The organism is Shewanella sp. ISTPL2 (assembly GCF_013283205.1).
Taxonomy (GTDB): domain Bacteria; phylum Pseudomonadota; class Gammaproteobacteria; order Enterobacterales; family Shewanellaceae; genus Shewanella; species Shewanella oncorhynchi.
Genome location: NZ_JAAPAV010000001.1, coordinates 4,817,502 through 4,840,805, shown reverse-complemented (window position 1 = coordinate 4,840,805; position 23,304 = coordinate 4,817,502). Strand labels below are relative to the sequence as shown.

The following is a 23,304-nucleotide window of genomic DNA, read 5'->3' as shown; positions in this document are numbered from 1 at the left end:
ATAGGGGCTGTAATCAACTCAATGACGCCACGAGCAAATCAACTTTAGTCAAAATGAATAAATGATAGGCTTCACAATTTTTTATTTTATGAGAACAAAATCAGTTTAAATACTGTTAATTTTGTAAAATTAACGTTCTAACTTGGTTTTAATTAAGGTTTTTTTAATACTTAAGCCCTTTTACTACGGGGATCCGCTTTCATTCAATAGCCGCTTCTTGGTATCCTCCTGCCGCATAAAAAAGTTACATGCTGAATATTTTTTGTTCTGCCAACTGACTCCTTTTCCCGTTCAGCCGGACTCATTAATTGAAATTAGCTCTTAGCCAATTCATTGCTGAAAGATTGAACCTAACTATTCGGCTTTCAACCTTTAGCATGACAAATCTAGCCCTGTTTTTCGGGTTATTGTTTGTGCTGCCTATTGCTGACGTTTTATCCGTGTTGATCGGCGGTTGTATCGATATTAGTGAATTAATCAGCCTCAGCAATGGCTTTTTAGCCGAGTTTATCGGCGCTAGTTTGCTCAGCCTGTTATTACTCAATCCCCTCGTTATTCTGCAGTTATGGCATTTAATCGACTGCTGCTTCAAATTTTTCAATCATCTCGATTTAACTAACGCTTCACTTTTTTTAGCACCCCCAAGGCTAAAATCCCTCGAACATACCGCCCACGGTTGTCGCGCTCCGCCATTTTAACCCTCTGTTTTTAAATTCAAATTAAGCATTAAGCACTGAAAGCTGATCTTAGATTTGCCTCGGGATGGCGGCACATTGTTGTGTCATGCCTCTTGGGTTTCAGGATTTGCGCTCAGATAACGCCGCTTAGTGCGACTGCCGGTTAACGCTTGGCAGAGTTGTAAACCTTAGGGTTAGAGGAATCTTCCTTTGTTAATTCGAAAATTAAGTAAAGCAGCAATCGCGGCAGTAGCACTCATGCTCGCGGGTTGTGATGGCGGTGTGTTGGACCCTAAGGGCCAAATCGGTATCGATGAAAAACACCTGATTATCGTCGCCACCCTACTCATGCTCATTGTCGTTATCCCTGTGATTGCCATGACATTGTACTTCGCGTGGAAATACCGCGATGGCCGTGATCAGGAAATCTATGCGCCTAAATGGGCACACTCAACGGCGATTGAAACCGTAGTGTGGATAGTGCCGATTGTGATCGTGATAGTGCTCGGTGTGATCACTTGGGGTTCGACCCATGATCTTGATCCATACAAGCCTTTAGAACACGAAGCGAAACCCGTCACGGTTGAAGTAGTGTCGCTGGACTGGAAATGGTTATTCATTTATCCAGAACAAGGCGTGGCATCGGTCAATGAGTTGGCGTTCCCAGCCAATGTGCCGGTGAACTTTAAGATCACCTCTGACACTGCAATGAACTCCTTCTTCATCCCTCAGTTAGGCAGCCAGATTTATTCTATGGCGGGCATGACCACTAAGCTGCATTTGATCGCTAACGAGCCCGGCACCTTCGACGGTATCTCGGCTAACTACAGCGGTGCCGGATTTGCGGGCATGAAGTTTAAAGCGATTGCCACTCAAACACCTGCTGACTTCGAGGCATGGGTTGCCAAGTTAAAACAACAGGGCAAGACATTGGACTCAGCGGCCTATGCCACACTGGCTAAACCGAGTGAATACAATCCAGTTGAATACTTTGGCTCAGTGAGCAAAGGGATGTTTGACCAAATCGTGATGCAATACATGCACATGGACTCACATGAGGGCATGAAAGGTCACGAAGGAATGGACATGCACGCAGGCATGGAACACATGGGCACTGAGCACACATCTGACATGGCAGACATGAAAGGTATGCACGACATGGCACATATGGCAGGCGAGCACGCGATGGAAAATACACAGAACATGGCCGACATGGATAGCTCAGCACCTTCTGTACCGTCATTAACACAAGACTCATCCACAGAACCTTCATCATTAGAGCACTCATCCACTCACAAAGTGGAGGCGGAGTAATCATGTCATTTCTCGGTAAATTAAGCTTAGATGCGATTCCGTATCACGAGCCCATCATCATGGTGACCCTAGCGGTCGTCGCAGTGGTAGGTTTGTATATCGCAGCCTTGATCACTAAACACAAAAAATGGAGCGTACTCTGGAATAATTGGTTAACCTCAGTTGACCATAAACGCCTCGGTATCATGTACATAGTGTTGGCTTTAGTGATGCTCATTCGTGGCTTCTCCGATGCCATTATGATGCGTACCCAGCAAGCACTCGCCACCAACGGCGCAGCAGGTTATCTGCCGCCAGAACATTACGACCAGATCTTCACCGCCCACGGCGTGATCATGATTATCTTTATGGCGATGCCATTTATGATAGGTCTAATGAACTTAGTGGTGCCGCTGCAGATTGGCGCCCGCGACGTTGCCTTCCCCTTCTTGAATAACCTCAGTTTCTGGCTGACCGCCTCTGGCGCTGTGCTGATCAATATTTCATTGGGTTTAGGTGAATTTGCTAAAACAGGTTGGGTGGCGTATCCCCCCCTATCAGAACTGGCTTACAGTCCGGGGGTTGGAGTCGATTACTATATCTGGGCACTGCAAATTTCAGGCATAGGGACAACCTTAACCGGGGTGAACTTTATCGCCACCGTACTGAAGATGCGCGCCCCCGGCATGAAGCTGATGCAAATGCCAATCTTCACTTGGACTTGTACTTGGGCGAACATTTTGATCGTCGCGTCATTCCCAATCTTAACCGCCGTGTTAGCTATGTTAACGCTCGACCGTTACATGGATTTCCACTTTTTCACCAATGACGGTGGCGGTAACGCCATGATGTATATCAACCTATTTTGGGCGTGGGGACATCCTGAAGTTTACATCCTGATTTTGCCTGCTTTTGGTATTTTCTCCGAGGTGATCTCAACCTTTACGGCTAAGCGTTTGTTCGGTTACACCTCTATGGTGTGGGCGAGCGGTGCGATTTCAATTTTAGGTTTCATCGTTTGGTTACACCACTTCTTCACTATGGGCTCAAGTGCCAACGTCAACGCCTTCTTCGGGGTGATGACTATGGTGATTGCGGTTCCAACCGGGGTGAAACTGTTTAACTGGTTGTTCACTATCTACCGTGGCCGCCTACGGTTAACGGTACCTGTGTTGTGGACGCTAGGCTTTATGGTGACTTTCACCATAGGCGGTATGACAGGTGTGCTATTAGCCTTACCAGGAGCCGATTACGTTCTACATAACAGTTTGTTTTTAATCGCGCATTTCCATAACACTATTATTGGTGGTGCGGTATTTGGTTACTTAGCAGGCTTTGCTTACTGGTTCCCGAAAGCGACAGGTTTCCACTTGAATGAGCGTTTAGGTAAAGCGTCATTCTGGTGCTGGCAAATCGGTTTCTACGTGGCCTTTATGCCGCTGTACGTATTAGGCTTTATGGGTATGACGCGCAGAATTAGCCATACGGATAACCCAGCGTGGAACGTGTGGATCTACTTAGCCGCTGTGGGCGCTTGCATCATCATGGTCGGTATCATTCTGCAGTTTATTCAACTGTATGTGAGTATCCGTGACCGCGACCAAAACCGCGATACTACGGGCGATCCATGGAATGGCCATACGTTAGAGTGGTCAACCGCTTCACCACCACAGTTCTATAACTTCGCTAAGCTGCCACAGGTTGCTGATATCGATGCCTTTACCGATGCGAAAGAAAAAGGCGTGGCTTATCAAGGCCTCAAACACTATCAGCCAATCCATATGCCGAAAAATACCTCAAGCGGTATCTTAATGGCGCTGGGGATCACTGCCGCGGGTTTTGCCGCTATTTGGCACATTCTCTGGTTAGCCATTGTGGGCTTAGTGGGCGCGTTTATCGTGTTCTTATTCCGTGCCTATAACAATGACGTCGACTATTACGTGCAACCCGATGAAGTGGCTCGCATTGAAAATGCCCACTTAAACAATGTAGTAAGGGGCTGATATGAGTATTGCAATCCCAGCAGATTTAGAAGTAGCTCACGCAGAAGATCATCACGAACACCATGATACGAGTGGCAACACCCTGTTTGGTTTTTGGATTTACCTGATGACCGACTGCATTTTGTTTGCCTCGGTTTTCGCAACATATGCAGTGCTCTACATGAACACGGACGGTGGCGTTTCGGGTAAAGACATTTTCGAATTGGACTTTGTGCTGATCGAAACTGCCGCCCTGCTCGTCAGTAGTATTACCTATGGCATGGCGCTGATTTTTGCTAAGCGCCATAACAAAGCCGCGACCTTGGCTTGGTTACTCGTCACCTTCGCCCTCGGTTGTGTGTTTATCGGGATGGAAGTCTATGAGTTCCATCACCTGATTGAACATGGCAATGGCCCACAGCGCAGCGCTTTCCTGTCGTCCTTCTTCACTCTGGTAGGTATGCACGGCTTGCACGTGACCGCAGGTCTGATTTGGATGGCGATCATGATGATTGAAGTGGCGAAAACCGGTTTAGGTCATCGCAGCATCACCCGCCTGAGCTGCTTAAGCCTGTTCTGGCATTTCCTCGACATAGTGTGGATTTGTGTATTCACGGTCGTGTATTTATTGGGAGCACTGTAATGAGCGCACATAGTCATACTGATAAGCCTAGCCATGGCACTGACGATCTGGCCGCGAGCATTAAGTCATATCTAATGGGCTTTGTGCTGTCAGTGGTATTAACTGCCATTCCATTTTGGGCGGTAATGACCCATCACTTCGAGAAAGCGACCACCCTTAGCTTAGTGCTAGTGATGGCGATAGTGCAGATAGTGGTACATCTTAAGTACTTCTTGCACTTAGATTTCTCGAAAGAAGGCAAAGTGAACACCTTCTCCTTCCTGTTTACCGCCCTGATTATTGTCATGGTCGTCGGCTTGTCGGTGTGGATCATACTCGAAGCCAACGCTTTGATGATGTAACGAGAAACAGTCTATGCAAACACAAGACAGATTTATGTCACCGCAATGGAAAGCACGCTTCAAAGGGTATGTGCAGGTTACTAAGCCTGGCATCATTTTCGGGAATCTGATTTCCGTTGCTGGCGGTTTTTTATTAGCCGCCAAAGGCGACGTAAATTTGGTCTTGATGCTGGCGAGCTTAGTGGGATTGTCCTTAGTTGTAGCCTCGGGCTGCGCTGTCAATAACTGTATTGACCGTGATATCGACGCCAAGATGCAGCGAACCTGCAAACGCGTGACCGTCACGGGCGAAATTGCCGTGGGTAACGTACTCGCGTTTGGACTCGCCTTAGGCGTGTTGGGCTTTAGCATCTTAGCCTTGTTTACCAATGCATTAGCCCTGCTATTTGCCGTTATTGGTTACATCGTTTATGTGGGGGTTTATAGCCTCTACATGAAACGTAACTCAGTGTATGGCACTTTAGTTGGCAGCTTCTCGGGCGCAGTACCGCCCGTGGTTGGCTATTGCAGTGTGACAGGGCAAATGGACATGGGCGCAGCTATTTTGCTGTTGATGTTCAGTCTATGGCAGATGCCGCATTCCTATGCCATCGCGATTTTCCGTTTTAATGACTATGCGGCAGCCAATATTCCAGTACTGCCGGTTGCAGAAGGCATGACCAAGGCAAAACTGCATATCGTGCTTTATATTGCTGTGTTCGCCTTAGTCAGTGCGCTGTTACCACTCGCGGGTTACACAGGTATCGCCTTTATGGCAGTCACCTGTGCCACTAGCCTGTGGTGGCTTGCCATGGCACTAAAAGGTTATCGCCACGGCGTCGACATGCAACGCTGGGCTCGCCAAGTGTTTGGTTTTTCAATCATCACTATTACGGCGCTCAGTGTGACTATGGCGCTCGACTTCCAAGTTGTGAGTCAGGCACCACTGCTCACTTTAGTGAAGTAAATCCTAAGCTTTCAGCTAGTTCTCTAGTCCTGAAATAAGTTGATAATACAAAAGCGCTAACCAAGATTAGCGCTTTTTTTCTCTCCTAAAACAGCCCCTGAAGCATCACTTCTAAGTGAACATCATTCGCCACCACATACCGGGTAGGCTAGTAAAGCCTGTCGTATAGTGTTTTAGATCACCCTCTTTAAAGATCATAATGGTTGGCGTCGCCTGCAATGACCAATCACGGGCAATCTTGCTGTCACTATCATTAATAGTGTCAAAGCCATAGCCTTGATGCTGAAGATATTTTCTCAGTTTCTCATCCTCCCCCGAATTCATGGCAACCGTCACCACGGGGTAATAGGCCGACATTTGATTGACTGCCGGGCTGACAAAATTACACACAGGGCACCAAGTGCCCCAGAAGTACACTAATACCGCCTGATCTTGACTTAACGTGGCAATATCAAGCGCTTCCCCTGCCAACGTCGTCCCTTGGAGCTGCGGCAAATTATCCCGCGGGATATCTTTGCCGCGCCAGATGTCCATCACGCTGGTCACGATAAGAGCAATGAGCAGCCAAAGTGCCAGCTGCTTAATCCAGCCCAATATGCGTTTAGGTAAAGATATCGAAACCTGTTCGGCGCTCATATTTTCAGTTTCCTTTGGCGGCATCTTAACTGCTCTTCTGCGTCTTATCTTTAGCGGCAATCGCGGCTTCAAGCTGCTCTTTTAACACTTCGTAAGGCACTAATCCGGGAATAAGCGTATCGGCCACTATCATACTTGGAGTGCCACCTATACCTAACTCATTCATTAAATTAACATTGTCATCTACCATTTTAGCCACGCGCTCATCTGTGTTGCCAACCCAACGCTCGGTTGCCGTCAGTTTAGCGACCTTAGCGATGGCGGCGGCATCGAGCCCACGCGGACTCGACATCAACATATCCTTCACCTTGAGATACTTTTCAGGCTCGTTTAACCAAACCGTTTGGGCAAAATCGACCGCCATTTTAGAGCCTTCGCCCTGCAGCGGCACCATTTTGACTATGATTTTTAACTGCGGAAATTCTTCAATCAGCTGGTTCAGCGAAGGCTCGATTTTCTTGCAGTATGGGCAGTTAAAATCGGTGAAGTACACCATCTCAATCTCAGGTGTCGCAGAGCCCTTCCACGGATCGCTTTTGGTCTCATACATGGCTTTATGATGGGTTACTAGGCTCGTTTGCATGGCTGTATTGGCACCCTCTTGCTCCCTTGCTTGCCACGCAATAATTGCTTCTCTCATTAGGTCAGGATCATTGATCAAGGCATCTTTAAGAATCGCTCGGACCTCTTGCTGCTGGGCAGCCGATAAACTGCTGTCCTTGGCATAGGCCATGGTGCTCACCGAAGGCAAGGAAACCACCAGCATTGTCATGGCGACACCCGAGACAGCAAACATCTGCAACTTGCGATGTTTGAATAAAGAGCTAAATTTCGACATCTTAGTGCCTCCGATGACTTGAGTATTCTGCATTGATTCAGTGATGTTTTGTGCTTCAATTGTCTGTTTCATAATCGATTTCCATTGTCTTAAGTCAGAGTTATCCCTGACCTGAGTATTTGTTGAGTGCCACTCGACTCGCTATTGAATGAGACTCGCCAGTGATATTGCCGAATGACATGTCCGAGTGAATGGCTGTTCGTTAGCGTTATTTCTCTGCCGCTACTGATGACTTTTCAAGGGACGCTGAGGCCTGCTCAATCGCAGCGAGCACAAGGTCAGTCGATAGAATTTCCGGCAGCTCAATCCCCTGCGGTGCACCCGGGCCGTAAACCACGTTGAATGGCACCCCAAAACGATGATGGCTTTGCAGGTAGTGAGTAATGGGCTCAGAAGGCGTAGTCCAATCGCCCTTCATCGGCAAAATATGCGGCTGTTGCAACAGGCTATAAACAGGGTCTTGCAGGATCACGCCAACTTTATTGGCCTTACAGGTAATGCACCAATCGGCAGTGACATCGACAAATACTGTCTTGCCCTGGGCGACCTGCTGATTAATCAATGCTTGATCCAATGGCGTCCAAGCAAGATCCGCAGGTAAAGGTTTAGCCCACTGGTTCGCCGTCATAAATGCAATAACCGCCGACAGTAAAATGCCGATACCTAAGCAGCTCACAATGGCAATCGCGCCATATTTTTTAGCCATAAACACCATAAATATCAGTGTAATGACACCAGCTAATGGCCAGAGGTAGAACACATCAATAAAGCTAGCCAACAGGCTAATCAGCCACAAACTGGTGAGGAGCAACATGCCGGAGAAAAACACTTTGACTGTGTTCATCCAGCGACCGGGTTTAGGGAAATAACCCGCCACTTGCGGAAATGCCGCCACAATCAACCAAGGGAACGCCATACCCACGGCCAACGCAGTGAAGATGGCAAACAAGCTCAGTACATCGGCGCCCAAGGCGAAGGCGACCGCAGTACCCAAAAATGGTGCACTGCACGGTGTCGCCAGTAGCGTCGCAAACATGCCCTGTAAAAAGTGCCCGCTGTTATTATTGCCGCCCGTCGTCGCTAACTTGGTTTGCACGTTAGAGGGTAAGTTAATCTCAAATACACCTAACATATTGAATGCAAAAACTGTGGTCACCAGCGCCATAAAGCCGATAAACCAAGGGTTTTGGAACTGCACGCCCCAACCAATCGCCTGCCCTGTAAGCTTAAGCATTAAGATAAAGCCAGCGAGTAACCAGAATGAGGCCAATATCCCCAGCGCTGATGCGATGAACTGTTGGCGGATTTGATTGCGCTTAAGATCTGGCGCGGCCACCACTGAACTGAGCTTCATGCCAAGCACTGGTAACACGCAGGGCATGACGTTTAAGATCAAACCACCGATAAGCGCTAACAAAATCATGCCAAATATCGAGGTGCTTTCTTGGGTAATTACCACAGGCTTAACCTCGGCGCTGTATTCCAACGCCCGCTCGCTATCGGCGACAGTCATGTTCAGCGATTTACCTAAGACTTCGGGCTCACCCAGCCAACTTTTACCGCTAAAAATACCGACCAATTGCTTGCCGTTAACATCGCTTTCACTCGGTTTTAAGCTCACTAGCTTAAATGTGGTATCTGGCTCGCCATCGATAATCACTGTGGGTTGCTGCCAATTGGCATCATTGAGTCTGACTTCAAGTTGACCTTTGGCGGCATCCCAACCCATTGTCATGGCAGGATTTTGGCCCTCTTGGGTCAACACTTTTTGTGGCACAAGCGACACGGCCTTGTTGTAAGCCAACATAGCATCGGTATCCGCTTGCAGCGCATTAGGCGTGAAGTCGAGACTAATCTGATAATCCGTCAGTACACAGATGGTGGTACAGGTCGACAAGGTCACTTTGCCGCGCAGCTGAGTTGGAGCAGCGATATCATCGACTTTTAGGGTTAATGGGAAGGTGGTATTACCTTTATAACCAAAGGTTTGTAATCCCAATAATAAGAATTCCTCTGGCGCAGGCCATCTCCAATCCACTTGCTGTAGATTGTGTGAGCCATCCCATTTTATCGTCGGCGCGATACCGCCTTCCCCAGGACTACGCCAATAGGTTTTCCAATCGCCCTCAAGTTGTACTTCAAGCACAGCGGGCAAAGTATTCGTTGCAGGATCAACCTCCCCCGTTAGCATAAAACGTACTTTGGCTGGAGGGTGATTATCATTAACCAACCACCCCGTCGATGCGGCCATTAGCGACGGACTCGTCACTATCAAGGCGAGTATCCAGAATCTGGTTAACATGGATTTTAATGTACTCATTTTGTCCCCCAAAATATGCATTAACTGTTTGTTATTCAATTGCATATTAATCTCTTCGATATATCGTCAGCATTTGCCATTGCAATACTTAAGCGCTGTTAGACCAAACTAAGTTAAACAAGACTCTGTGCTGCTGCGTGCATGCTTACCTTGCTTCTAGGCCATATAAATATTGGCTAACGCTATGTTCTGGTTACCAATATCGTTATGGCTTAAGAAACATCAGCGTGATAGCAGGCTTAAGTTCAAGCAGTCAGATAGGGAGGTGTGATGTGTAAAATCGGATGTTCTGCAGCCGCTTAACTTTCTTTTCTACCGGCAAACTGGCGAGAAAAGTCAAATATTGACTGAGAGAAAGCATGCCTAAACAAACCCACCTATCAAATTGATAAATAAGTTTTTATTCTTGAAAGCGACAATGTGTGAGATGTATTCGCCTAGGTTTAGCTTGATAACCTTGTATGGGTAACAGTGTTATCACGCGGGAGGCGCGGGGAAGTAACGGCAGTAGGAACAGCAGGATAAGAAATGGGATGGTACTCGGAGTGTCGATACAGGTTCGGATCGATTTCTCAGACAATTCACATTTTTTAGGTTCACTTTTGACCAGCTCAGTACCCGCCGCTTGAGCATCGGCGTGGCTAGCCATATTGTTTGAAGCTGAGCTGCTGTTTAAAGCTGAACTTGAGTTTAAAACTGAGTTGGCGCTAAAACTAGCACCAGAAAAAGACGTAGCCGACATCGCTTGCGCGCTCGACTCCTTGAGCAACAAGTTAAGTATTCCACTATTTTGAGTCAAACAGAACAAGGTCAGAATGGTAAACACCATCACGCCCCATAGGTTGCCTGTTTGCTTAGTCGATAACTTAGATATTTGGATTTCCCTTCGTCTTATTCTTTGATAATAAAGATAAAAAATGAGTGTCTTTCAACAGATAGCTGAAGATAAGACCGGCGGATTGTAACAATAGTTCATCAACAAGCAAATTATTTTGCCTTGCCTGAGTCAAGCCATAGTCCACCATTTCAATAAAACCACGCTTTGCTGACGGATAATTTGAGTAACAACGACCTAAGTTCTTACCATCATACTCAAGGAGTTTTTATGCTCTAACATATTGATTCTGCATAAATAGCCACAACTTAAGCAAAGCCCGCCAGAGTGACTCTTGTGCAGGCTTATTAATGACTGGAATCAAACTTTTTGCCGAAAAGATAAATACAGACAAAGCTTATGCAGAAAACCCACCATCAATCATCAAACTCGCACCAGTGATATAGCCCGCTTCTGGGCCCGCGATAAAGGCAACAAAGCTTGCGATCTCTTCGGCTTTACCAAAACGCCCTAGGGCGCCCATCGCCTTAACGGGCTCAGATGAATCACCGTTATCAGGGTTCATATCAGTATCCACAGGGCCTGGCTGAATGTTGTTCACTGTAATAGCTCGTGGGCCTAAATCCCGCGCGAGTCCTTTGGCTAAACCGACTAATGCCGATTTACTCATGCCGTAAATCGCACCACCTACAAACGGAATACGTTCAGCGTTGGTGCTACCGATATTGATGATGCGGCCGCCGTCATTCATGTGCAGCGCCGCTTCTTGGCTCGCCACAAACACACTGCGCACGTTAGTGTTAACAGTTCGCTCCCAGTCCTCTAACGTCAGGTTCTCGATGCTATCCCAAATCAACGTGCCCGCATTATTGACCACTATATCTAAGCCACCGAAATGCGCTTTGGTCTCGCGGATGGCACGACGAATCGCCTCCGGCTCTGTGCTGTCGGCCTTAATGGCAATGACTTGACCACCATGGGTGATAACTTCGTCAACTAGCAATTGCGACTGCGCCTCAGATGAAACATAGGTAAAGGCAACCGCTGCGCCGTCACTCGCTAAACGTTTAACAATGGCGGCACCGATACCACGACTACCACCTTGTACAAAAGCCACTTTACCTTGCAGATTATTCGACGATTTCATAGTTAGCTCACTCAATAGGAGGTTAAGGTTGATTGTATAGAAAAACCTTTTTAATCAATTACAAAATGACGTTCGCTTGTACGTTAACGCTCATTTTCATACTGTGGTAGTTGCTTACGCGATTCACTTGCCATGATTAAGTCACTAAAATGACCTTCACTAAGTCCTATAAGGAATTAATTGCCGTGATAAATAATCAATTTGTTGAGATACGCCATTTCGTCACAGTTGCCCAGCTCGGCAGTTTTACCTTAGCGGCGCAGGCGTTAGGCATGACTGGTTCGGCACTCAGTAAAAGCATAGTGCGATTAGAAACCCGCTTAGGCACTAAGCTGCTGCACCGCACCACAAGGCGTGTGAGCTTAACCAATGATGGCGATTCATACCTCACAGATTGCCAAAATGCCATGGCAATCCTAGACAATGCACAGAGCCGACTCGGCAGCGAACAGCAAATTCCTCAGGTCGAGTGCGAGTAGATTTACCTGTGACGTTTGGGCGGCGATATATACTGCCAACCCTATTATCGCTATCGCAAAAATATCCCAAGCTCGAGTTATCTATTACCTTTAACGATAGAGCGACTGACCTGTTCAATGATGGCATTGATTTGGCGGTGCGTGTCGGACAACTCGGCGACACTGTGGATTTAGTCGCCCGCAGATTAGGGGAACAACGCCGAGTGATCTGCGCATCTCCCGCCTATTTCGCTCGACTTGGTACGCCACAAGACAAAGAAGATCTCAGCCAGCACCAATGCATTGTCGGCTGGCCGCTTGGGCAGCAACATCGCTGGTTACTTAAAAATGAGGATGGGGTCACTGAGGCCTATGACATTCCAGTACGCCACGAAATAGCTGATTGCGAAGCCATTTTAGCGGCCACACTGGCGGGAGTGGGTTTAGCGCAAGTGCCAATATGGTTGGTTGAGGACTATCTTAAAACTGGTGAACTTATCTCGGTACTGGACGAACTCGCCAGTGACGACACACCTATCCACCTGATTTGGCTTAAAACCCCTTACCTCCAACCCAAGCTACGGGTGATCATCGAAGAACTGGTCGACTTAGCGAAAGCGCCCAAAAGCAGATTTAAGGCAGGATAAGTAAAAGGCCTCGACTGAGCGCGACCTTTCACTTTGGGACTAACGGTTATTTGCTTTGATGTACGGATTGGTCATAGCGAGTGATCGCTTTGCTGAGCGCGTCAAAATCCGCCGAACACAAATACCGCTTTAAGCTTTCAAACTTTTCGGCAGGCCAATCGTAGATTTTTAACGCCAGTAACTCAGTAATAACGTCTTTATCAAACCGATACTTGATTAATTTCGCGGGTGATCCCGCCACAATACTGTAGGGTTCGATATTTTGGGTGACAACACTATTTGCGGCAACAACCGCACCTTCACCTATCGTCACCCCTGGCATCAACATACATCTCATGCCTAACCAAGCCCCATCACCAATATGAGTATCGCCTTTACCTACATAGGCCTCCTCGATGAAATCCATAAAGGGATATAAACAAAACCAATCCGCTCTATGCGTATGATTTCCGCCCATTAAGATCACAACTTCGGCGGCGATACACACATAGTTCCCGATATAAAGTTTATCGATAGGCCACTTAGGCTCCCACTCACGGCTCACTTCATCACCATGAAGATATCTCACTGCTGATCCCTCAAAGCCAGCATCCCAGCAATCACTGTAATAGCTATGTTGGCCTTTGACTATAATATTGGGATTGGTGACCACCTCGTGCAATAACTGAACTTTTGACCAATGCTTTTTCTGCATTGCAAATCCTCTTTATAAACAAAATTATTAATACGAAACATAATGTTATGAGAAGTTTTACATTAGAATAGTCAGTGAATACGCGGCTGTTTTAGCAGAGGAATGAGTTTCATATAAAAAATCACAAGTGGGTATAAAAAAGAAAATAGCCCATAAAACTGAAATATCGACATGAGCTAAGCCGTTGTCACTGAAAGCATACAATGTTCGCGATGAGAAAAATCTTCGCTATTTCATCGCAGCTTTTACATAGACATCGAAACGGTTTTTCTTGGTTTCAATAACCGTATTAGGCTTAACCCCGTCCAAATCTTCGGCATAGTCAGGGCGCTTAACGACGACACGTTTAGTTGCTAAGGCTAAAGCTGGGGCGAGTAAGCCATCGGCATCTAAATCGGCACCGACTAAGGATTGGAATACACGCATTTCTTTTTTAACAAGGGCCGATTTATCACGGTGGGGGTACATAGGATCGAGGTAAACCACATCCACCTCTTGTGCCAATTTCGATAGTGCTTCTAGGCTAGAACCATGAAATAGGCGCATCCGCTCACGCATCCAATCACCGATTTCAGCATCTTGATAAGCACGGCGTAAGCCATCTTCAAGTAATGCGGCAACCACAGGATGACGTTCAACCATAGTTACAGTGCAACCAAGGCTTGCGAGCACAAACGCATCACGCCCTAAACCCGCAGTGCCATCGACAACACTCGGTGTTACCCCTTGCTTTAATCCCACCGCTTTAGCGATAGATTGGCCGCGACCGCCACCGAACTTACGTCTATGGGCGACGGCGCCAGTCACAAAATCCACCACTATACCATCGAGCTTAGGCTCATCGCGTTTATGCAGTGATAAAGTATCTGATTCAAAACGCAATTCGAAGGTCGCATTCGCATCGTAGACGAGTTGCCAACGTGCACAAATATCCACAAGTGTTGGGTATTGCTGATTGAAAAAAATCGGGGTCACAGGCTGTCTTCTAACCAACGAAAATGATGGCCATTATGCCTAAAAATCTCGTTTATGAATATGCTAGTAAGCAAAACACATCACCAAGCTCATCACTGTCTTAGCCAATTTGTCTCAGTACGCCCTTAAAAATTCAAACAAGCATCACACTGTAATATACTGATTTATAAAGGCAGCAATCTATTTGTATAACAGTTTAGTGATTTATGTTATATGTTACGTCCCCAGCCAACCTGCGTGACTTCCGTACGGGATAAGGACTTTTTTTGCTTCAATGGCTAAAAGGTTTTTTGTTTATCAGGGAGCAAGATTTTTTAAATCCTGACAAAACGATATTAAAAACCAGCTTATTGCGGATTATTCTGCTCAGTGGTGCCATCTTGACCACTAGTATAGTGCTGCATAGCTCTTTAATTGCGTATGAGTTAAACCTCACTTTCATTATCAGCATTACGGTCAGTTTTTTAACCGTACTATTCCTGTCTTTATGGTTTACGCGCAAATATTTACTCGTCAGCTCTATCAGCCTGCTGGCGATGGTTATTGCAGCCTGTTTATCTATGCTGTTGTTTATCCCTGACTTTAACTTATCGCAGGTAGGTATTACTTTCTTATATACCTTGCCCTTGATGGCGCTTTTCCTGTTTGGCAGAAAAGTCGCTTTTATTATGATGTGTTTCAACGTATTGCCTTTTTTACTGCTACTGCGTAACCAAAACCTGCCTCCCATTATCGATATTGATATCAGCCTACCTGCGACCCACGCTTATCTAAACGGTTTGCTGTTTATGTTTTTTAATATCTGCATCCCGTTGTCGGCGATGCGCCTGCTAAAAACCCAGAAAATCCATGCACAGCAAATGATCCAGCATCAAAATGCACTGCAACATACATTAGATCAATATGCTGAAATCTTTGAAAATAATGGTACAGCCTCTTTCTTCTGCAATGAGGATGGAGTCATTCTCAACCTGAATAATGCCGCGAGGGAAATCGCTGGAGAAGTCACACTAAACCGCACTCGCCTATGTGACATTTTTGAACTTACCGAAGATACCAGCACGAATTTACTGGCGGCGTCGTTTCCGACCCATTTAAAGAACAATAACAGCACTAAATATCTGCTGCAAAAAGCCTCATTACAGCACCATGATACTTTGTTGTTTCACTGCCACGATGTCACAGAACAGGCAAACCATGCGATTGAGCTGAGTAGACTTAAAAAGCACCACATCAGCACGCATTTCTATGATTTAGTGACGGGATTACCCAACGAAAATCACTGGTATAACCCAGCGCCAAGCTTGATCCATCAGGAAATGACCGTAGCCTTAATCAAAATTGATAATCTTAGCCAAATTAATGCTGCTTTCGGTATCAGCGTCGGAGATGCCATCCTAAAAGCCTTTGCTATTGAACTCAAAAATCGCTTTGGTCATATCGCAAAAATATACCGATTTAGAGGAGCATCGTTTGCACTCGAGTTTACTAGCCTGCCGCTTATCTCCCCTGAAAACCTAGCGCTACAATTACGCGAGCGTATTCCAACAAACCTACAACTTAAGCAAGAACAACAGACTGAATATCATCTCGAGTGCAGAGTCGGTTGCAGCTCAGGTAATAAAGCCTCACCGCAGCAAGCCGCGGAGCAATGTTTAATTGCCATAAAACAAACCACCCAAGCTAGCCCAGTGATGGTGTATTACATTGGTTTGATTAACAATCTTCTCGAAGCTTCATCGCAAAAAGCCAGAATCCGTGACGCGCTGAAACACAACCGCCTTGAAATGTGGCTGCAACCTAAAGTGATGGCCAATGGCCACATTACTAGCTTTGAAGCGCTAGCCAGAATGTTTGACGAAGACGGCACTATGATCATGCCGAACACTTTTATCCCCATCATAGAGTCATCTCAATTGCAGGCGATTTTTGCGATAAAAGTCTTCAGGCAATTACTACAACTGATCCGTTCTTGGCCTAAGAATGTGCCTCTGGTTAGGATAGCCTTTAATTTATCAGGGCAAGATATTCTGTCGGATCGCTTCTTTAAAGTGTTAATCCAAACCTATATGAATCATCCTGAACTCATCCCATTGTTGGAAATTGAAATTACTGAAACCTCTGTATTTTCAACCCATAAAGAAACAGGCCGACGCCTAAACACCTTAGCTCGCATGGGGGTTTCTATCGCCATTGACGATTTTGGCACTGGCCATGCGTCATTAAGCCAGCTCATTGATATCAGTGCCGACACAATTAAAATCGACCGTTACTTTGTCAGTCAAATGGGCATTAGTGAACGCCATACCCAAATTGTTAACGCTGCCATCCTGTTAGCCAAGAGCTTAAAACTCAACGTCATTGCCGAAGGTATCGAAACCGAAGCCCAGTTATTGCAACTCACTGCGCTAGGATGCGAACAATTTCAAGGTTATTTATTCGGTAAACCCGCACCAGCGAATCTCTGGCTGAAAACCTTTCAAATGCAAACCCCCACACATTGGTTTGCCAATAAAAAGAGCGCCAACTGAGGCATTAAATTTACGCCTAGAAGCATCGCAGGTATAATTGGCGACTGGCATTTGCCTCTCTTTGCTATGTTTGCAAATTACTAGGATCCCCCATGTTAAGTTACCGCCATGGTTATCACGCTGGCAATTATGCCGATGTGTTGAAACACGCCATCTTGCTACAAACCTTGCAGCTGATGCACAAAAAAGACAAACCACTCGTGTATATCGATACCCACGCAGGTGCGGGTGGTTATGCTTTAAGCGATGAATTTGCACAGAAAACAGGTGAATACCTCGAAGGTGTAGCTAAGCTTTGGGATAAAACTGACCTACCACAATCACTGCAGGACTATGTCGCCGCCGTGCGCCATTTTAATGAAGAAAATCCAGACGAACTAAACTTCTACCCAGGTTCACCCGCCATTATCGACATGGAGCTAGGGCCTAAAGATCGCATGGTCTTGCACGAGCTGCACAGCACTGATTATGTGTTATTGGATGATTATTTCTGCGAAGACAGACAAGTTAAAGTGATCAAAGGTGATGGCTTAAAAGGCCTTATCGCCGCAGTACCACCATTAGAGCGTCGTGCTCTGGTGCTAGTAGATCCTAGCTACGAGATGAAAACCGACTACCAAGATGTGGCCGAAACCCTGATAAAAGCGCACAAGCGTTTTGCTACGGGTGTGTTTATCCTGTGGTATCCAGTCGTAAATCGCGCTCAGACCGAAGGTATGTTATCGCGCCTCGCCAACAGTGGCATTAAACGTCAGCTGAGAATTGAACAAGCCATTAAGCCCGATTCAGATGAATTTGGCATGACTGCGGCAGGATTATGGATCATCAATCCACCTTGGCAGTTAGACGAAATCGCAACTGAATTAATGGATTACTTGGGTAAAACACTTGGACAAGTGGACGGTAACATTACTGTAAAATGGGAAGTCGGCGAGTAACCTTCGACTCAAATGGCGGCGATGATCTCCGGATTTTCGCCACTTCATTTCAGCTTATCAATGCGGTAACTAAACGTCCTTCTGCTCGCGGTAACGCTTCAATAAAATTTTCACACGCTCAACATAGGCTTGGGTTTCAGGATAAGGCGGAATGCCATTGTACTGAACCACGGTAGTCGGCCCCGCATTATAAGCCGCGCAGGCCAATGCGACATCACCATTGAACTGTTTTAGCATTTGTGCCAAATACTTACTGCCACCTAAGATATTCTCTTCGGGCAAAAATGCATTTGCCACCCCCATCTCTTTTGCTGTTTCTGGCATCAATTGCATTAATCCCATGGCACCAGTTCGCGAAAGTGCACGCGCATTAAAGGCTGATTCCGCGTGGATCACAGCGCGAATTAAGGCGGGATCAAGTTGATGCTTATGGGCTGCATGGGAGATCAGGGCGTCATAATTAGCGGTAAATAGCCGAATACCATTCCAGTCTATGGTCGAATCGGGACGACAGGCAAAACAGTCATATAACAAAATTTGATATTGGTTATTTGCGGGGGCTTTGTCGGTAAATACGGTGACACCATTAGCTTGTTGGTATTGATAAATTTTGAGTTTTTCTAGACCTTCACTACTCACTATGCCGCTCTGTGAGTACCGCGCCACAATACGCGGCTTAGCTTTTTCGCGCGTCTCCTCAGCATTTGCATTTATTATCAAACTCGATATCAATAATAAGCACAGGCCTAGCGCCTCAAATCTGCAGGGCAATGAAAAGGCTGCAAAAGTCAGTGTACGAGCAAGCGCTGAGCGAGTAAGCAACATCAAAGTCCCGTGTACTGATTAAGTTTAAGTACTTCAATAATAGCAAAGAGTTGCTTCATTTCTCGGTTTATCTGACTAAATTCTACTGAAAAGGTTGCGCCATGAAAAATGGACTGCATTTGAAAATGCGTTCTGCGATTCGGTAGGAACAAAGTCAATTTATTGCGAAAAAATGCACATTGAATATTGCCATCGAAATGTTTGGCAAGCTCCTGTAAGCGCTCCATAAATGCCGTATTGAGCAAATAACGTGACTCGATTTGATCCGTTGAAAACACGTCGAACTCTTTTTCAAATTGCGGATCTTCAAGTTTGACTCGTACCAGTCCCGCATGGCTGTCGGACAGGAAATTTGCTACACCACCGCGATCCCTCAGCACCACAGTATGACCCATAAACGCTTTATGGCTACTCAGCTCAACCACTAAGCCACGAAACTGGGTTTCCGTGCGGGTCACAGTTCTGCGCCTGCTGGTACTGACATCCAGCTCTTCGACTTGCACATTCTTGGTCAGGGTAAGCTCATTAACCGCCAACTCAACGCCCTTATAGCAGCCTTGTATATAGTCACCGAAGCTGACTTTGTCGTATCGCGGTAATACTTTAGCCGCAACGAGTCGATTCATGTCGAGGCGCATTTCGCGGCTATAAATAAAATCATCGCCGAAATATTTAAACATCAGCGGATAAATATCATTTTGAACCAAATGCTTAAACTCACGAGTCGGAGCAAAGCTCCACCAGCTTAATCCGACTAAGGCAAGCAATGGCAAAGGCGGGAAATAAGCGCCACCGCTGTAGTAGCCAATAACGGTGAGCAAGCTCAGCCCAAGCACTATCATCAAACTCAAATACAAACGTTTACGCGCCGCCTTAAGGCAAGCCACACGCTTAGTTTCATATTTGCGACTGATTGGAGCGATATGTTCTTCGTAATAGGCTTCGAGTTGAGGTAGTTCGTCCAAATCCGCAGTCAAACCAACAGGCCCCCGATAAGTCCGAATCGGGCTACCTAAAATAAAAGTGATGATATTCATATTGATGTCATAGCTGTGCAGGGTAATAACTCACCCTGCACAGCTAAGCTTACAAGTATTCGGCCGCATCTACGGGCGCTTTTGCCGCTTCGCTCACCTCATAGAATGGCATCACTTTAATACTCGCCATAGAAGCGATAATCGAGCCGGGGAAGATTTCTACCGCAGTATTAAGCTCGGAAACTGCCGAGTTGTAAAAACGCCTCGCAGCTGAGATATGTGCTTCGACCTCGTTATAGGTCTGCATCGCCTGCAACATAGTGTTGTCGGACTTGAGCTCAGGATAGTTCTCCACATTCACCATCAAGGTACTCATTTTGTCGTTCAACCGCTCGGCCTGAACTAAATGCTCTTTAACGGCACTCGGATCGGCCTTGTTGTAATTATTGCTGAGCTGAGTGCGTAATTCGGTGATTTCAGTGAGCAGTGACTTTTCATGCTCCATAAATCGTTTAGCAATTTTTAGAATATTAGGCACAAGGTCGGCACGCTTGGTCAGCTGTACATCGATACCCGACAAGGCTTCAAGCGCTGTATTGCGCTTTTTGACTAGGCTGACGTACCAAAGATAGGTCACGATAAAAATCAGCGTTAATCCCAATAACAATTTTTCCATCTTCCATCCTTAGGTTTCTTATTCTTGTTAATAGGATACAGCTAACCATAAATGAGTGAAAATTTCACCTGCAGGCTGATTAAGACAATGAAATTACTCGCTGGTCAGAGCTGGCGATGTCATCTAACGAGCAATCATCAATGAAACTGGCCATATTCAACGATGAAAAGTGATCATCTGCATAAAAAACAGCATTTAAACTATAAATTTATCGATATTCAGCTCCGATACAGCAAACAACGTCTATAGTGATATGGCACAACATTAGAGCATCCAATTTTGCTCGTGAATACTGGACTCCTCGAGAGTCCATTTTTTTATCCTAATTTTAGCCCTCCTCGCCTCAACGCAGTCAATAGCAACATTTAAGTTTCAATTAAAACTTAACAATCATACTTTGCCGCTAATTTTTTAACTTTTACCTTAGCTTTCACTCCGAGTCTTGCACCTAGAGTTATCCCCTCAGCCACGTCATCCACAATCGGCCGTCGGCAATGTCTCGAGTCTGTTATAGGGTCCAAATATTGCGCTGCGTAAAGGTCGACATAAAGGAAGGACGATGAGTTTTAATTCCGGCGATATTCCCCCAAAAAAAGCTTCTGAACCCAATCCACAACAGGGCGATATCAGCTCTAGTGGTTGGTTTGTACGTTTTCTCAATATTGTTGAACGCTTAGGCAATCTGCTGCCCCATCCAATCACCTTATTCGCACTGTTCTGTGTTGCAGTGATCATTATTTCAGGTATTGCGGGCTACTTTGGGTTAACCGTAGTCGATCCTAGACCTATTGGCTCACACGGCCGCAGTGCCGACGGTTTAATCCATGTGGTGAGCCTGATGAACGCCGAAGGTTTGCGGATGATAGTCTCGCATCTAGTGACCAACTTTACTGGCTTTACGCCGCTCGGCACTGTGCTCGTGGCGCTACTCGGCGTCGGGATTGCCGAACGCTCTGGCTTATTATCTGCGGCTATGCGTGCTTTAGTCATGGGCGCCTCTAAACGATTAGTCACTGTGACCATAGTATTTGCCGGCATAATGTCCAACACCGCTGCCGAGCTTGGCTATGTGGTACTTATCCCTATGGCGGCGATGATTTTCCACTCCCTTGGCCGCCATCCACTTGCAGGTTTAGCTGCCGCTTTTGCCGGGGTTTCAGGAGGTTATAGCGCTAACTTATTGCTTGGTACTGTCGATCCCTTGCTATCGGGCATTACCGAAGCTGCGGCGCGCATGATAGATCCTCAATACAACGTCGGCCCAGAAGTAAACTGGTACTTCATGTTTGTCTCCACCTTTGTGATCACTTTCCTTGGCGCCTTTGTCACAGAAAAAATCGTCGAACCTAAGTTAGGTCAATACCAAGATGATGATGCAGACGAAACCGTACTGCAATCGATGGAGAGCATCAGTGCTATTGAGAAACGCGGCTTAAAATGGGCTGGGTTATCTATGTTAGTGCTCGCGGTTATTTTAGCGATTTCAGTCGTACCAGAAGGCGCACCGCTGCGCCATCCTGAAACCGGTCTCATCTCAGGTTCGCCATTCCTCAAGGGCATAGTCGCCTTTATCTTTATCTGTTTTGCCATACCTGGCTTTATTTACGGCAAAGTCGTGGGCAGCATCAAAAATGATAAAGATGTCATCAATGCCATGTCCCACAGCATGAGCACTATGGGCATGTATATCGTCCTCGTCTTTTTCGCCGCGCAGTTTGTCGCCTTCTTCAACTGGAGTAATTTAGGTGCAGTATTGGCGGTGTTAGGTGCCGATGCTCTGCAATCCATTGGCTTGACGGGCCCGATCGTATTTTTGTTCTTTATTATGCTCTGCGGCATTATCAACTTGATGCTTGGCAGTGCCTCGGCCCAGTGGGCCATTACCGCTCCTATTTTTGTGCCTATGCTGATGCTGGTTGGTTATGCGCCCGAAACGATTCAAGCGGCGTACCGTATTGGGGATTCGGTGACTAACTTAATCACACCTATGATGAGCTACTTTGGTTTGATCTTAGCGGTTGCCTGTCGTTACCAGAAAAACCTAGGGATAGGTACGCTGATCGCCACTATGCTGCCGTACTCGCTCGTGTTTTTCGTGGGTTGGACAGCGTTCTTCTTCCTGTGGGTATTTGGCTTTGGTCTGCCCGTTGGGCCGGGAGCCGCGACTTACTACACGCCTTAACCGCAATAAAAAGGGCGTCGATGATAAAGTCGACGCCCTTTCTTTATTCGATAACTTTACTCGTATAGCCATTCCATTAACAGACTGCAGATCATCAAAAAAATACCTAGATTAAACACATAGGTCTGTAGGGTAGATTTTAATGTCGTGTCCTCAGCTTGCGATACTATCTGGCTCACTGACATAAAAAATAATTGAGGGGCTAGCCCCATGCCCACAAATAACACTGCAGCACCGACACAGCGAGTTAACTCTGGTAGTACAAGCTCCTGCAAGTAAAATGCATAAACGCCATAGGCCAAAAATGCCAGCGCTATGCCATGGCATACCATTCCCACGATAAGTTGCTTAGTGGCAAGATTACCCCACGAAAACACCATGTCACTCCTACACTCAGCTTAACCAGAACTATTGATACTATTGGGCGCGAAGTTTATCTCGCTTACGATTAATCTGCACCCACACAAACCAACCAAATAAAATACCGCCAATGGGATAAATATAGAGCGCTCTTTGCAGTTCCGCCCAGAATGGATCGCCCGAGATAAAATAATGTATTAAGGCGACCACGAGGGACGTCAGCATACCCCAGAAAAATACGCCAAAGACCAAAATGACGTACATCTTACCTTTAGCAATGAGTGCATCTAGTTTTTGCAATTCCAACGCAGCATCATCCATGTTTCGTCCTCTTAACTGCCTCAGCGCAATATGCCAGAACTCGCGCACAGTGCCTATCCATC

At 46.3% G+C, this 23,304-nt stretch carries 21 protein-coding genes and 1 pseudogene; 10 read left to right on the top strand and 12 right to left on the bottom strand.

The genetic code is table 11. From position 1 onward, the window contains the following. The first annotated feature begins 308 nt into the window (after positions 1-308). The 6 genes from HUB64_RS21590 to cyoE all read left to right on the top strand — a co-directional run bounded on the left by HUB64_RS21590 (position 309) and on the right by cyoE (position 5,882). Complete coding sequence (locus tag HUB64_RS21590; RefSeq protein WP_173497842.1) at positions 309-698, top strand: hypothetical protein; 390 nt, start codon at positions 309-311, stop codon at positions 696-698. A gap of 189 nt (positions 699-887) precedes the next feature. Continuing rightward, on the top strand, positions 888-1,991 hold the full coding sequence (cyoA, locus tag HUB64_RS21585) for a ubiquinol oxidase subunit II (RefSeq protein ID WP_173497841.1): 1,104 nt from the start codon (positions 888-890) through the stop codon (positions 1,989-1,991). A 2-nt stretch (positions 1,992-1,993) separates the two neighbouring features. Further along, a complete protein-coding gene (gene cyoB, locus HUB64_RS21580) occupies positions 1,994-3,973 on the top strand; it encodes a cytochrome o ubiquinol oxidase subunit I (RefSeq protein WP_105250684.1) in 1,980 nt (659 codons plus the stop codon). A 1-nt stretch (position 3,974) separates the two neighbouring features. Next, positions 3,975-4,595: a cytochrome o ubiquinol oxidase subunit III gene (gene cyoC / locus HUB64_RS21575; protein WP_011787513.1), complete on the top strand. Its 621-nt coding sequence runs from the start codon at positions 3,975-3,977 to the stop codon at positions 4,593-4,595. Beyond that, positions 4,595-4,936, top strand: coding sequence for a cytochrome o ubiquinol oxidase subunit IV (gene cyoD / locus HUB64_RS21570; protein ID WP_011787512.1), 342 nt, complete (start codon positions 4,595-4,597; stop codon positions 4,934-4,936). Before cyoC ends, cyoD begins: the two co-directional genes overlap by 1 nt. 13 nt (positions 4,937-4,949) lie before the next feature. After that, positions 4,950-5,882 carry a heme o synthase gene (gene cyoE / locus HUB64_RS21565; RefSeq protein ID WP_131525506.1) on the top strand — a complete coding sequence of 311 codons (933 nt, stop codon included), beginning with the start codon at positions 4,950-4,952 and terminating at the stop codon, positions 5,880-5,882. 111 nt (positions 5,883-5,993) lie between these two features. Here cyoE and HUB64_RS21560 read toward each other — a convergent pair whose 3' ends face one another. The 5 genes from HUB64_RS21560 to HUB64_RS21540 all read right to left on the bottom strand — a co-directional run bounded on the left by HUB64_RS21560 (position 5,994) and on the right by HUB64_RS21540 (position 11,658). Then, complete coding sequence (locus HUB64_RS21560) at positions 5,994-6,518, bottom strand: protein disulfide oxidoreductase (RefSeq protein WP_173497840.1); 525 nt, start codon at positions 6,516-6,518, stop codon at positions 5,994-5,996. 25 nt (positions 6,519-6,543) lie between these two features. Then, positions 6,544-7,428: a thioredoxin domain-containing protein gene (locus HUB64_RS21555; RefSeq protein ID WP_173497839.1), complete on the bottom strand. Its 885-nt coding sequence runs from the start codon at positions 7,426-7,428 to the stop codon at positions 6,544-6,546. Positions 7,429-7,564: 136 nt separating this feature from the next. Further along, entirely contained in the window at positions 7,565-9,676 is a 2,112-nt protein-coding gene (locus HUB64_RS21550) for a protein-disulfide reductase DsbD (RefSeq protein WP_173497838.1), read from the bottom strand. Between the two features lie 400 nt (positions 9,677-10,076). Further along, positions 10,077-10,505, bottom strand: a complete 429-nt coding sequence (locus tag HUB64_RS21545; protein WP_173497837.1) for a hypothetical protein — start codon at positions 10,503-10,505, stop codon at positions 10,077-10,079. Positions 10,506-10,908: 403 nt separating this feature from the next. Continuing rightward, entirely contained in the window at positions 10,909-11,658 is a 750-nt protein-coding gene (locus HUB64_RS21540) for a 3-oxoacyl-ACP reductase family protein (RefSeq protein WP_173497836.1), read from the bottom strand. A gap of 185 nt (positions 11,659-11,843) precedes the next feature. Here HUB64_RS21540 and HUB64_RS21535 point away from each other — a divergent pair. Then, positions 11,844-12,763, top strand: a pseudogene (locus HUB64_RS21535) (LysR family transcriptional regulator). Positions 12,764-12,809: 46 nt separating this feature from the next. Here HUB64_RS21535 and HUB64_RS21530 read toward each other — a convergent pair. Both HUB64_RS21530 and HUB64_RS21525 read right to left on the bottom strand, forming a co-directional pair. After that, the gene (locus HUB64_RS21530) at positions 12,810-13,457 is read right to left on the bottom strand and encodes a CatB-related O-acetyltransferase (RefSeq protein ID WP_012588864.1); all 648 of its coding nucleotides are present in this window, start codon (positions 13,455-13,457) and stop codon (positions 12,810-12,812) included. 228 nt (positions 13,458-13,685) lie between these two features. After that, positions 13,686-14,432: a class I SAM-dependent methyltransferase gene (locus HUB64_RS21525; RefSeq protein WP_107949945.1), complete on the bottom strand. Its 747-nt coding sequence runs from the start codon at positions 14,430-14,432 to the stop codon at positions 13,686-13,688. 266 nt (positions 14,433-14,698) lie between these two features. Here HUB64_RS21525 and HUB64_RS21520 point away from each other — a divergent pair, with 266 nt between their 5' ends. Further along, a complete protein-coding gene (locus tag HUB64_RS21520; protein WP_173497835.1) occupies positions 14,699-16,963 on the top strand; it encodes a bifunctional diguanylate cyclase/phosphodiesterase in 2,265 nt (754 codons plus the stop codon). 92 nt (positions 16,964-17,055) lie between these two features. Next, on the top strand, positions 17,056-17,901 hold the full coding sequence (locus HUB64_RS21515) for a 23S rRNA (adenine(2030)-N(6))-methyltransferase RlmJ (RefSeq protein ID WP_173497834.1): 846 nt from the start codon (positions 17,056-17,058) through the stop codon (positions 17,899-17,901). Positions 17,902-17,970: 69 nt separating this feature from the next. Here HUB64_RS21515 and HUB64_RS21510 read toward each other — a convergent pair whose 3' ends face one another. The 3 genes from HUB64_RS21510 to HUB64_RS21500 are packed head-to-tail and all read right to left on the bottom strand — an operon-like array spanning position 17,971 to position 20,379. Further along, entirely contained in the window at positions 17,971-18,726 is a 756-nt protein-coding gene (locus HUB64_RS21510) for a lytic transglycosylase domain-containing protein (RefSeq protein ID WP_173497833.1), read from the bottom strand. After that, positions 18,726-19,763, bottom strand: coding sequence for a DUF3137 domain-containing protein (locus HUB64_RS21505; protein ID WP_173497832.1), 1,038 nt, complete (start codon positions 19,761-19,763; stop codon positions 18,726-18,728). Before HUB64_RS21505 ends, HUB64_RS21510 begins: the two co-directional genes overlap by 1 nt. Before the next feature lie 49 nt (positions 19,764-19,812). Further along, the gene (locus HUB64_RS21500; protein ID WP_173497831.1) at positions 19,813-20,379 is read right to left on the bottom strand and encodes a LemA family protein; all 567 of its coding nucleotides are present in this window, start codon (positions 20,377-20,379) and stop codon (positions 19,813-19,815) included. A gap of 559 nt (positions 20,380-20,938) precedes the next feature. Here HUB64_RS21500 and HUB64_RS21495 point away from each other — a divergent pair. Next, complete coding sequence (locus HUB64_RS21495) at positions 20,939-22,561, top strand: AbgT family transporter (RefSeq protein WP_168826202.1); 1,623 nt, start codon at positions 20,939-20,941, stop codon at positions 22,559-22,561. 56 nt (positions 22,562-22,617) lie between these two features. On the opposite strand, the gene HUB64_RS21490 is transcribed toward HUB64_RS21495, so the two are convergent. Together HUB64_RS21490 and HUB64_RS21485 are read right to left on the bottom strand one after the other, a co-directional pair. Further along, the gene (locus HUB64_RS21490; RefSeq protein WP_168826200.1) at positions 22,618-22,941 is read right to left on the bottom strand and encodes a hypothetical protein; all 324 of its coding nucleotides are present in this window, start codon (positions 22,939-22,941) and stop codon (positions 22,618-22,620) included. 37 nt (positions 22,942-22,978) lie between these two features. Further along, positions 22,979-23,242, bottom strand: coding sequence for a hypothetical protein (locus tag HUB64_RS21485; protein WP_168826198.1), 264 nt, complete (start codon positions 23,240-23,242; stop codon positions 22,979-22,981). Positions 23,243-23,304: the final 62 nt, after the last annotated feature.